Source organism: Paraburkholderia silvatlantica (genome assembly GCF_003096715.1).
GTDB lineage: Bacteria > Pseudomonadota > Gammaproteobacteria > Burkholderiales > Burkholderiaceae > Paraburkholderia > Paraburkholderia silvatlantica.
Map to the genome: position 1 here is coordinate 1 of NZ_QEOL01000001.1, position 11,735 is coordinate 11,735.

Here is an 11,735-nt window from a genome sequence, read left to right on the forward strand (position 1 = left end):
ACTCCCCATAATCTGCCAGGATCCTGCAAATGCATCAACCACTTTCGGCTTCAAATCCTTGCTGCACAGGGCCCTTCGAATTTTTCAGACCCGACCAAGTAAGCAGGGACGATATCGACGCCTGCGGCGCTTCGCATTGCTGGGCACCTGCGCAACTGCCCGTCGATGCGTCGCTCGCAATGCAGCCGCCGGATTCGTCGTGACTTCCCTCGAGGTGCGGGCGAACCAGAAAAACTTGACAATGAGAGCATATGCTTCTACTCTTTGTCAAAAGAGAGCATATGCTCTCACTTTCGAACGGAGCAAAGCGATGAACGAGCCTGAGATTCTTGTAAGCGGTGCAACCGGACGCACTGGGGGTATTGCCATTGACGAACTGCTCAAGATGCACAAACGCGTGCGGGCCTATATGCGCACCGATGATGATCGGGCGGCAGTTCTGAGGCAGCGCGGCGTCGATGTCGCAGTCGGAGACTTCACCGATATCGACGACATTCGGGCCGCGATGGAAGGCATCCGATCAGCGTATTTCCTTCATCCGATCGCGCCGGGAATCATCGGAGCCGCGGCCTATTTCGCGCAGGCAGCAAAGGAAGCGGGCGTCACGGCGATCGTCAACATGTCGCAGATTTCCGCGCGCCGGGAGTCGATGAGCCACGCGGCACAGGATCACTGGGTATCCGAGCGGGTCTTCGATTGGTCGGGTGTCGCGACCACGCATTTGCGTCCGACCTTCTTTGCCGATTGGCTCGTCTATCCGCATTTTGCGCGGGAGATATGGGCCACGAAGAAGATCGAATTTCCGTTTGGCAACGGCCGTCACGCGCCCATCGCCAGCGACGATCAGGGACGCGTGATCGCCCACATCCTCGCCAACCCCGAAGGCCACGAGGGCAAGACCTACACGCTCCACGGCCCCGTCGAGATGAACCACGTCGAGATCGCAGCCGCGATGAGCGAGGTTCTCGGCACCCGGATCGAATACGCGCCGACGTCCATCGAGGAATTCCAGATCAAGATGGAAACCCTTTACAAGTTTCCGCCGTTCCTCACGCAGCATCTGGTCGAAGTCGCACAGAACTACCGCGACGGCATCTTCTCGGGCACCAACGACGTCGTCGAGAAGGTCACCGGAGAGCCGCCGCTGTCGGTCCAGCAATTCGTCGCGAAATATCGGGCCGCATTCGCGTGAACACGTCCTTGAAACGAATCGAGAGGTTTGAAAATGTCACCCATCCAATCCGATCGTCACCCGTTTCTCGATGATCTGACGGCCGACGCCGAGCTGGTCAGCTCGGTGTTGCGCGCGCCCGTCATCGGGCGCGACGAAATCCGGCTCGCCGTCGACGCCGTCGGTGCCTTTTACGTCTCACAGACGCCAACGTTCGTTCAAGCCGTCGGCTCGCGGCTTTTTCTCGAATACGAGGCCGTTCTGACGAGCGGCGAAACGTTGGGCGCGGTCGCGGTCGTCGATCGCAACGCCGACGGCTCGGTGCCGCGAGTCAGCGTGCGGATGAGCCCGCTTGGCGCCGTACTGACTCTCGCGACCCATCTGCGGGAGTCGCTCTCGAAGCAGTTGCCGGAACACGTCTTTCTTTGAACCACTCATCCGCGCGCTCGTGGGTGGAGTCGACATTCCCCCGGCACGCGGCTTTTGAAAAAGGAGCATGTCATGGATATCAAGAACGCCACAGTCTTCATCACCGGTGCCAATCGCGGGCTGGGCCTCGCTTTTGCACGCGAGGCGCTTCGGCGCGGGGCGGCGAAAGTGTACGCGGGTATGCGCAATACGAACGGTTTCGACGAGCCGGGCATCGTGCCGGTCAGGATCGATGTCACGGATCCGGCGTCGATCGCCGAGGCCGCGAAACTGGCGGCCGACACGACTCTGCTGATCAACAACGCGGGCATTGCCGCTCTGATCGACGGGCCCCTCGCAGCTGACGTCGAAGCGCAGTCCACCCGCTTGTTCGATACCAACTACTACGGCGTAGTGCGCGTCACACAGGCCTTCGAACAGATCCTGGCGGCCCAGCCGCATGCCGCTATCATTAACGTGCTTTCCGACATCGTGTGGCTTCCGCGGCCCTATCTGACACCGTATGCCGCGTCGAAAGCCGCCGCCTGGAGCTACACGAACCAGCTTCGCTTTCACCTGCACGAGCGTGGCATCCAGGTTCTCGGCCTGCACGTCGGGTTCATGGATACCGATCTGACCAACGGCATTGACGTGCCGAAAGCCAGTCCGGAGGACGTTGTGCGACAGACCTACGACGCGCTCGCCGCCGGCAAGAGCGAGGTCATGGCCGACAAGGGGACAGCGGTGCTGAAGAGCACGCTTGCGGCCGAGATACCCGGCTACATCACACCGCCTGCAGGTCTTTGAGCACCGCAGATGACACGGGTCGGTTTCGGCAGCGAGACATGAGGCGCGTAGGTCGCCGGACACCAGCGCTGTCGATCGCGGCTTTCATTGAAGGATACTGCCGTATCTTCGCGCGACGCGCGCGTAGTTAGCGTGCCTAACCAAAATCAGGAGTAGAACAGATGTTGCCGGTCAACCAGCCGCTTGGAATCGATCAATGCAACTGCTTCGCCGTGAGGAAAGCGAGCAGGCAGATCTCCCGACTCTACGATAGCCATCTTGCGCCCGCGGGTCTGCGCATTACGCAATTCCTCACCCTGGCCGCCCTTGAGGAGGTGGGCAGTATCCCGGTCAATGCCCTTGCCGAACGGCTCGATATCGAACGAACGGCGATGGGGAAAATGGTTGGCTTCCTGGAACGCGACGGCTTCGTCACGATCAAGCCCTCGCCCACGGACGGCCGAAGCCGCCTTATCGAGCTCACCGAGGATGGGCGGCGCCTGCACGAAAGGGCGGCCGCTCTCTGGCAGGAAGCGCAACGGGAGTTCGAGCAACTGAACGGTGCAGACAATGTTACGGCGTTGCGAGAGGGGTTGAAAGGCGTGGTCGTCGGCGACGTGTCGCTGCGTTCGCCGGAAGACTAAGTCTTCAGATGCATTGCGACAACAACATGATTCGTGAAACCGGTCCTGATTCGAGGAAGGGCTACGCTTCACGACCTGAACTTCTCCCCGACTGTCTCAGTGGTAGCGATGCTCGTATTTTGGGCCGTCAATGGAAAGTGGGAATGTGATGCAGTTGATCCATGACTGTTTCGTGGTGCATTTGAGTCGTTGATCTTTCACTGCCGTGAACGGCTGCTGAGGGTTGAGTTATGCCTTTTGCATGAGATGCTCGCCGAGTTGATCGTCGCGCTCGGTTGTGGGGGACGCTGTGCGGCCAATACCGGCCCTCAGAATTCTAACGGTAGGTAAGCTGGATGACGACGAAGCGCAATCCATCTCGGTCGCCTCGAGGCTTGATTCCGCCGTCGCACTTAATGACGATCCTCACCAACGCAGCATGCCCTCAACGCCGCAGCCACTCCGCCTTAGCACTCCCAAGCTCAGGCGTGGTGCCGAGCCAGGTGCATGGCGTTTCCGACATGCGTAAAACCGGGCCCAGCGTTTTCAGATCACCATAAACCGTGTCGTCATCGCATACCGCCAGCGCCTCGAATTCGGCAGACGTCAGGCTGCCTGGAGCATCGTGAAAATCTTCGAGCAAGCCCTGTCGCTGGAGCAGCATCGCGGACTGGCATAGCGACACCTGCACACGATATGTTCCACCTTCGCGTGCGCGGCGCGCTAGCGCGATCATCGCGCCGAAAGTGGCGAGGAACCCTGTCAGAAAATCGCATGTGAAAACCGGCGTCAGTTGCGGGTGACCCGCGCCCGTCGCCTGTCCCTGCGTGTGGCACATGCCGGTGACGGCCTGCGCGACCTGATCCCACCCCGCGCGATCCGCGAACGGGCCGCCCGAGCCATAGCAATTGACCGAGACATGGATCAGGCCAGGTCGAAGCTTGACGAGTTCATCGACACCAAAACCATGCGCCGCCAACCGGTTCGGACGGTATCCGTCGATCAGCACGTCGGCCTCGCTCACCAGTTCGCGCAGACGTTCGGCTTCGACTGCACGATCCATGTCGAGAAAACAGCTACGTTTTCCGTGACTCGTGTCGCGCACGAAAGAGGGCACCTGAGGCAGATGCGGTGCAGTGACCATCAATACGTCTGCGCCGTGTTCAGCCATGCCGAGCGCCGCAGTCGGCCCGGCGAGGATACGCGTGAGGTCGAGCGCGCGGATGCTTGATAAAGGCCGGGTGCCGGGAGGCAGTGGCTCGGGTTCGCCGTCGGCGAGTTTCGTGATTTCGACGACCGGGCGGCTCGCCAGATACGCACCGTGCGGATGCGCGAGCCACTCTTCAGGCGTGCGCACCTTGCCTGCACACGCCTGCGCCCGGGCGATGGCGTCTTCAAGCGCGTCCGAATCCCAGCGCGCGACGGCCGTGCGCACCGAATCGACTGTGCTGTGGCAGTCGAGCACATCGAGCACGCGTCGTTCGAGATGCGGCAGATTCGTGTGCGGCAATACCCAGCGTCCGTCGCGGGCCTTCCACGGCTGCGTGAGCGACACCATGTGCTTCATCGCCTGGGAGTAGGGAATGGGCTGGTACTCGCCGTGCTCGTTGCGGCGCAAGGTCATGTCGCCACCATAGCGCGATGTCGCCGCCGCCGCGCGAACGTCGATGCTGATTTTCTGACGGTGACCGGTGCGCAACTCCCAGAGATCGTTGGCGGCGACGCCTCGTGCGGCCAGCGCCCCTGCGCAAGTTTCGCCCAGTTTGAACGGCGACACGTACATGGGATCCGCGCCGGTGACCTCAACCTCGTCAGTGCTGGGCGGCAGGCCGCCGCGTATCGCCATCAGTTCAGTAAATGCGTTGTTCTTGCTGATACTCATTTTGTCTGCCTTGTTCGGTAAGGACGGTGTTGTTGTGATTTCATGAAAGATTGCTGACGGGGGCACGCATCAGGCTTCGCTCCAGCAGCGATACGGCGATGCTTGCCGCGAACGCCAGCGGCACGGTGATGATTGCGGGCGGATCGATGGAGACAGCGGGCGCGGCGTGGCCGAGTACCGCGACCCAGATCGATGGGCCTAGAATCGTCAGCAGCAGCGACGTGGCGAGTCCTGCTCCGCCGCCGCACAACGCGCCGAGCGTCGTGAAGCGCCTCCAGTAGATCGCGAGGATCAGCACCGGGAACGTCGACGAACACGAGATCGAAAACGCGAGGCTGATCATGTACGCAATGTTCTGGGTTCTGAACGCGAGGCTCAGCACGACCGCGAGCGCACCGATCAGCACGACTGCGATTTTCATGACGGTCATTTCCGTGCGTTCGTCGAGTCTGCCGTGACGGCGGCTGCGCATCAGACTGCCGTAGATGTCGTGGCTGACGGCCGTCGCGCCCGATAAGGTAAGGCCCGCCACGACCGCGAGAATCGTCGCAAAGGCGACGGCGGCGAGAAAACCGAACAGCGCGTTGCCGCCAAGAAGGTAGGCAAGATGCAGCGCCGCCGTGTTGCCACCGCCCAACAGCGAGCCGTGCGCGTCGAAGAATTGTGGATTCTTGCGCAGCAGATACAGCGCACCGAAGCCGATGATGAAAATCATCGCGTAAAAGCAGTTCATTAGCATGGTGGCCCACAGCACCGAACTGCGCGCGGCGCGTGCGTCCGGCACCGTGAAGAAGCGCATCAGCACGTGCGGTAGACCGGCCGTGCCAAGCATCAGCGCGATCCCGAGCGAAAACGCGTTGAGCGGCTGCCTTGCGAACGACGTCGGCGCGAGAATCCCGGACCCCGACGTATGCACGCGGACGGCATCCGCGAGCAGTGCACCGTAGCTGAAGCCGGTCTGATGCAGCACGAGCACGCACAGCAGTGCGCAGCCGGAAATCATCAGCACGGCCTTCACGATCTGCACCCACGTCGTGGCCATCATGCCGCCGAAGGCGACGTAGAGCACCATCAAGGCGCCAACCAGCAACACGGCATACGGATAGCCGATGCCGAACAATACCTCGATGAGCTGACCCGCCCCCACCATCTGGGCGACCAGATAAAACAGAACGATGACGAGCGACGCGCACGCCGAGAAGATACGGATTGACGGGCTGTCGAGACGCGCGCCGACGACGTCGATGAACGTGAAGCGGCCCATCTTGCGCATGCGACCCGCCATCAGAAAAACGACGATCGGCATGCCCGTCGTGTAGCCGACTGCATAGAAGAGACCATCGAAGCCTTTGGAAAAAACGAGCGCCGTGAGGCCGAGCAGCGCGCCGGCGGACATTGCATCGCCGGCTATCGCCAGACCGTTCTGGAAACCGGTGATCCGGCCGCCCGCGGTGTAATAATCGCTCGCCGAGCGTGTGCGCCGCGCGGCCCACCAGGTAATCCCGAGTGTGATGGCGATGATGACGAGAAACAGGGCGATCGATATGCCGCTTGCGGCCGGAGCGTGCGCGTCGACGGCCATTGCGGGGGACGCGAGCGCCATCAGCAGGAGAGGGATGAGATAACGAGTCACTCGGCACGCTCCCAAAGACGGTTCGATACGGCAACATAGATGGCGGTCAAAACGATTCCGCACGCGATCACCGATAGTCCCGCGAGAAACGACAGAGGCACGCCGATACCGAGGGCATCCCGTTGCAGAAGCGCTGGATGAAATGTGCATAGCGAGACGAACGAGAAGAAGACGATCACCTGAATCGCGGTCAGGACGATGCCGAGCCGCATGTGCTCGTCCTGGTTGGAAGTCGATACGGCGATGCTGGATAAGCTGTGTTTTTCCATGATCGTGTCAGATATCGGGTTGAATGAAGGATCATGTGTTTTTATGCATGGCATATGCCGCTTGCGTGAGCGTTCACCCATCGAGATACGAGACATTCCGTTCGATGATGGCGCGCGGAAGTTTTCACCTGAAAAGCGGGATTGGAAGGCTTGGCAGGCGCTCATCGAGCATGCGGGACCGTCGAAAGGCAGGGCTCTCGTGCACCATGAATGCAGTCTAACGCCGATGTGTGCTTCGGTTCGGCGCACCGATGTACCATTGCAGTGCGACGCGCATTGCGATTTTCGAAACACTCGCGTATGGCACGCATGTTGCCTCGCGTAAGCTCTCGCAGTGCAAACGTGTTGCAATAGTTGAGGAAGACGTATGGATTCGGGCGATCTGATTTATTTCACTGCGGTGGCGCGCATGGGCAGCATCACCAAGGCGGCGCTGTTCCTCGATACCGTGCAGTCCAATGTCACGCAGCGCATCCGGCGCCTTGAAGAAGAACTCTCTGTGTCGCTCTTTCACCGGCACGGACGTGGCGTTACGCTGACGCCTGCAGGCGCGCAATTGCTGCCGTATGCGAGCCAGATTGATCACATGATGGCGGAGGCGAAGCGTTCGATTGCCAGCAACTCGGTCCCCGGAGGCGTGCTGCGCATCGGATCGATGGAAACCACGGCGGCCGTTCGCTTGCCCGAAGTCCTGGTCGAATACGCGACCGAATTTCCTCGCGTGGATATTTCCTTTGGCACCGGAACATCGCAGAGCCTGATCCTGGATGTGCTTGAGCGGCGTCTCGAAGCGGCGCTGGTGTGCGCACCTGTCGATCACATCGATCTGTTGGCGGAATCGATATTGTGCGAAGAACTCGTTGTCGTCACGGCCCCGTGGATAAGACATTCGCGAGACGGTTGCCGACCTGCGTGGGCTGAGTTCCGCGGCGACGCAAAAATCGCGATATTCCGGCACGGCTGCGCCTATCGGGAGCGCCTCGAGCGTTTGCTGATCCGGCGCGGCATCACGAGCATCAGGCGCATGGAGCTGGGCACGCTCGACGGGCTACTCGGCTGCGTCCGCGCCGGAATCGCAATCAGCCTTTTGCCGCGATCCGTGGTCGCGCCATTGGCGAAGGATGGCAAGCTCGCGGTACACGCGTTGACAGACGACGAAGGCCAGGCGCAAACACTGCTTGTGAGGCGGCGCGACGTGGCGGTGTCACTTGCATTGAACTGCTTCGTAGAAAAACTACGCGCGTGCTTCCGGTCAACCGACGACAACATTGGCCAGCAAGACGGTCAGGCGGAAGTAACATCGACACCGTAGTTGTGGTTTGCCCAAGATCGTCTGCGCCTCCCACATGCCTTTAGCGCGCCGGTGCACTGACCAGCAACTCGTGCTTCCTGGGGCGCTGGACGGCCATCTTCGGCCGCTCCTCCAGCACGTTGACTCGACACTCGAACGTTGTCTTCACCCTCGGCAACAGACATTCGAACGCCGACAGCGATCGCCTCGGACGTCAGTTGAGCCTGTGCCGAATCTACGCACAAACTGGTGTGATCCGCGGTACGCCGGACATCACGCAATGCAATTCCCCGGTACGAATCCCCGCGCTTGTCCGCTTACGGTCTGTGCAGCCGCGTCGCCCACCATGGCCTGGCGTGTGCTGCCCCGGCTGCCGACCGTGGCACTATCGACGTCTGTGCCTGATTTCCCGGCCGGCATAGACAGCCAGAAAGGTGCCGACAAGCATCGCAGCCATCGCCAGCGATTCGTCCAGGGAGTTGGCGTGTTCCGATGACTTCGCGTAGATCCAGATGCCGATCCCAGCCACCGTCAGGAACATCCCCAAAATCAGGCCCCAAACCGGGCCGGTCGAATCGGATTGCAATCTGTGAGACATTTTCATGGCACTACCCCGCGACACACTGGTTGTCCACTGCGCACTTCATGAGGCTCACAACCGGATGCCGCACGTGACGCATGCGGCTGTTGGGACTTCGCGCCACTGCGTATGGTTCTCAATTATCCAGTGCCTCGCGCTCCAGTCGGTCGCGCGAAAGGTGACGGACATCCTTACCCTTGACAACATAGATGACAAGTTCTGCCAGGTTCTTCGCATGGTCACCGATCCGTTCGATGGCCGACGCGATGGACACGTAGTCGAGCGCGGAAGAGATGATGCGGGGATTCTCCGCCATGAATGCCGGCAGCTTGCGCACGAATGCGCGGTACTGCTCATCGATCGCCTCATCCTCACGCATGATCTGCGCCGCCTGAACCGTATCAAGCCGTGCAAATGCAGCGAGCGCATTGTGGAGGATGGTTCCCGCCATTTGGCCGGATGACCGGATTTCCGCGATATTCATGTTCCTGCCCGCAGCGTCATTCGCGATCCTTCTCGTCCGCTTTGCGATCTTGCGCGCTTCATCGCCTGCGCGCTCGAGATTGCTGATCCCCTTGGAGAAGGCCAGCAGTCGACGCAGATCGGATGCAATGGGCTGGCGCCGCGCAATGATGTTGCTGCACTCGGCATCGATCTCGACTTCCATCGCATTGAGTCGATGCTCCTCATCGACCACCTTCTCGACCAGCCCCATGTCGAAGCGGCTGAGCGCATCCATTGCATCGGCCAATTGGGACTCAACCAGCCCGCCCATCTCGAAAAATCTCGACGACAGATGTTCCAGATCGGCATCGAACTGGCTGGAAATGTGTTTGTCTGGCATGGAAAACTCCCTCTTGCCAGAAAGACGATAAACTGTTTGTACGGTTTGTCAAACCTGAAAAAAAATCATGAAGCCAAAGGCTACCAGGAACAGAAGCGGCAAGCGAGCGCATCCATCCCCGGACGACAGTGCCAACAAGGCAGTGGCCGGCGGGGAGTCGCTCCAGACTGCGCAAACCAGACATGTAGCGGCAAGGCCACAGACCGCGAAGGCCATACCAGTCGAAGCGCAATCCGCGCGCGCTGCCCGGCACCGTAAAGACCATGTCAAACAGGAAAAGGTCGTGCGCGACACCTTCACGATGCCCAGGGAGGACTACCAGCAGCTCGCGGTGCTCAAACAGCGGTGCCTCGATGCTGGTCTCGCCGTGAAGAAGAGCGAACTCGTCCGTGCAGGGCTGCTCCTGCTGGCATCCGAGCCGACGAAACGTCTTCTTGCAGCCGTCAAGGCGGTCGAACCGGTCAAGACCGGACGGCCACCGAAATCGAAATAAGCCGCGCTCGCAGCCAGACAGGAGGTGCCGCTACGCTGGCGCTCTTGTGCCCGCCCGCCTGCGAAGGACCTTCATAGGCGTAGCTTCAGGTCATGGATGTCGCCCCGCCTTATTTCTCGCGTCGACATTCGCGCACGCCCGACATGGCTTCGAGGCGCGCGCATATCGTCGAGAACTCGCCCGCGTTCACCCGCGACAGAGCAATCTGCACATCGTCGAGATCCGCGTCATCCTCCGACTGCTGGACAATGAACTGCTTGACGCGAACGCTGCCCGTGCCCAGCGCCTGATGGACGGTGTCCAGCGAGACACTGCCGCGCTCGACCAGCAGTTGTATGGTGCGCTGCTGGCGCACGGCAATGAAGCGCCGCTCCAGCGGTTTCACACCGACCAGGATAATCATGATGATGACCGTCGCACCGATGGCGGCCGTGTACATGCCGCCGCCCACCGCCAGGCCGATACCCGCGACCGACCACAGGCTCGCTGCCGTCGTCAACCCGCGTACCACTTCGCCACGCAACAGGATCGATCCCGCGCCGAGGAAGCCGATGCCCGAAACCACCTGGGCAGCCACCCGCGACGGATCAAGCACGACATTCTTCTCGCCGAGCACATCAGCAAACCCGAATGCCGACACCAGCATCATCAGTGCGGCCCCAACGCAGACCAGCATGTGCGTACGCAGGCCGGCCGCCCAGTTCAGCCGCTCGCGCTCGAAGCCGATTACGCTCCCAAGGAGGGCGGCGATCAGCAGGCGCGATAGAAGCTCAAGGTTCCCAATCACTTTTACCGTCCCAATAGCCATTTGCACAAACGGAGTGTTTGCGGATCAAGGGACGAATTGTGACATTTTAGTGACAACAATGCCGGCCCGGGCCTTGGAAACGCATCCGGGACCGCTAGCGCGCCTGGTTGCCAGGCGCAGTCCGGTGAGCCGCGGGGCTTCGCGCACTCAGTCACGCGGGCGCCCAAACGTCCGCTGGACCGCATGTCGCCTGAATCAACCCATGAAGTCCCAATGCGTCGGACCAGGTCTTGGCCGCCATTAACCCGCATGCGGCGGCTGGCCCGCGAAGCGCGGCGCGGGCGCGGCGTCGGGATGGCCGTCGGGGTGACGGTGATGGCCGGCATTCGCATTGGCGCTGGCGTTCGCGTTACGGCCCGGCGCGGGCGGCGGGCGATGTTGGGCGGTGTGCACCGGCGGATGCCCGCCCGGCTGCGGCCGGTAGCCATGCGGCGGCGCGCCGTGCGGCTGCATCGCCACGCGCACGCGCTGGGGCTCCGGCATGCGTGCGTGTTGCATCGGCAGATGGCCTTCGTTGTGCGCCATCACCACGCGCAATTCCGCGCGGCGATGCAGGACTTCGCCGCGCAAGTCGCCGCGGCCGTAGTAGCGGCGCTGGCGGTGGCCGTCCGGTCCCACGATCCAGATATACGTGCTGCCGCCGGCGTAGACCACGTCGCGGTCGGGCACGACCGAAACATAGGCGTCGTACGGCTGTGGCACATAAACGGGTTGTGCGACGACGACAGGCGGAGGCGGCGAAGGGGGAGCGGCAACCACGGTCGTGGGGCGCGCGGGTGCGGTGGCGACGCGAGGGCTGGAGACGCAGCCGCTAATCAGCAGGGTTGCAGCCAGGGTACCGAACAAGACGGATGCAGATGGCAGAGCGCGTGGTTTCGCGTGCAAGCGGGGACTCCGGAATGAGTGGTTGCTGGTCCCGTGTGTTAACGGCAAATGCCCGGGTCGCT

13 protein-coding genes are annotated in these 11,735 nt (G+C 61.5%); 6 read left to right on the plus strand and 7 right to left on the minus strand.

Features of this window, described 5'->3' with window-relative positions:
- Positions 1-310 precede the first annotated feature (310 nt).
- The 4 genes from C7411_RS00005 to C7411_RS00020 all read left to right on the plus strand — a co-directional run bounded on the left by C7411_RS00005 (position 311) and on the right by C7411_RS00020 (position 3,009).
- Positions 311-1,192, plus strand: a complete 882-nt coding sequence (locus C7411_RS00005; RefSeq protein WP_110382540.1) for an NmrA family NAD(P)-binding protein — start codon at positions 311-313, stop codon at positions 1,190-1,192.
- Between the two features lie 33 nt (positions 1,193-1,225).
- Positions 1,226-1,600, plus strand: a complete 375-nt coding sequence (locus tag C7411_RS00010; protein ID WP_110382541.1) for a hypothetical protein — start codon at positions 1,226-1,228, stop codon at positions 1,598-1,600.
- Positions 1,601-1,672: 72 nt separating this feature from the next.
- Complete coding sequence (locus C7411_RS00015; protein ID WP_110382542.1) at positions 1,673-2,386, plus strand: SDR family oxidoreductase; 714 nt, start codon at positions 1,673-1,675, stop codon at positions 2,384-2,386.
- 161 nt (positions 2,387-2,547) lie between these two features.
- Positions 2,548-3,009 carry a MarR family winged helix-turn-helix transcriptional regulator gene (locus C7411_RS00020; protein WP_110382543.1) on the plus strand — a complete coding sequence of 154 codons (462 nt, stop codon included), beginning with the start codon at positions 2,548-2,550 and terminating at the stop codon, positions 3,007-3,009.
- Between the two features lie 424 nt (positions 3,010-3,433).
- Here the strand turns inward: C7411_RS00020 and C7411_RS00025 are convergent, their stop codons facing one another.
- The 3 genes from C7411_RS00025 to C7411_RS00035 are packed head-to-tail and all read right to left on the minus strand — an operon-like array spanning position 3,434 to position 6,937.
- Positions 3,434-4,870 carry a CoA transferase gene (locus C7411_RS00025; RefSeq protein WP_110382544.1) on the minus strand — a complete coding sequence of 479 codons (1,437 nt, stop codon included), beginning with the start codon at positions 4,868-4,870 and terminating at the stop codon, positions 3,434-3,436.
- 40 nt (positions 4,871-4,910) lie between these two features.
- Entirely contained in the window at positions 4,911-6,503 is a 1,593-nt protein-coding gene (locus tag C7411_RS00030) for a sodium:solute symporter family transporter (RefSeq protein WP_243412984.1), read from the minus strand.
- Entirely contained in the window at positions 6,500-6,937 is a 438-nt protein-coding gene (locus C7411_RS00035; protein WP_110382546.1) for a DUF485 domain-containing protein, read from the minus strand. Before C7411_RS00035 ends, C7411_RS00030 begins: the two co-directional genes overlap by 4 nt.
- A gap of 202 nt (positions 6,938-7,139) precedes the next feature.
- Here C7411_RS00035 and C7411_RS00040 point away from each other — a divergent pair, with 202 nt between their 5' ends.
- Positions 7,140-8,084, plus strand: a complete 945-nt coding sequence (locus tag C7411_RS00040; protein ID WP_110382547.1) for a LysR family transcriptional regulator — start codon at positions 7,140-7,142, stop codon at positions 8,082-8,084.
- 364 nt (positions 8,085-8,448) lie between these two features.
- Here the strand turns inward: C7411_RS00040 and C7411_RS00045 are convergent, their stop codons facing one another.
- Complete coding sequence (locus tag C7411_RS00045; protein ID WP_110382548.1) at positions 8,449-8,667, minus strand: hypothetical protein; 219 nt, start codon at positions 8,665-8,667, stop codon at positions 8,449-8,451.
- 112 nt (positions 8,668-8,779) lie between these two features.
- Positions 8,780-9,487, minus strand: coding sequence for a phosphate signaling complex protein PhoU (phoU, locus tag C7411_RS00050; RefSeq protein ID WP_110382549.1), 708 nt, complete (start codon positions 9,485-9,487; stop codon positions 8,780-8,782).
- A 283-nt stretch (positions 9,488-9,770) separates the two neighbouring features.
- Between phoU and C7411_RS38700 the strand changes: the two genes are divergently transcribed.
- A complete protein-coding gene (locus C7411_RS38700) occupies positions 9,771-9,980 on the plus strand; it encodes a hypothetical protein (protein ID WP_309147565.1) in 210 nt (69 codons plus the stop codon).
- Positions 9,981-10,089: 109 nt separating this feature from the next.
- On the opposite strand, the gene C7411_RS00060 is transcribed toward C7411_RS38700, so the two are convergent.
- Entirely contained in the window at positions 10,090-10,788 is a 699-nt protein-coding gene (locus C7411_RS00060) for an MgtC/SapB family protein (protein ID WP_221206505.1), read from the minus strand.
- Between the two features lie 240 nt (positions 10,789-11,028).
- Positions 11,029-11,634, minus strand: coding sequence for a hypothetical protein (locus tag C7411_RS00065; RefSeq protein WP_133253596.1), 606 nt, complete (start codon positions 11,632-11,634; stop codon positions 11,029-11,031).
- Between the last annotated feature and the right edge of the window lie 101 nt (positions 11,635-11,735).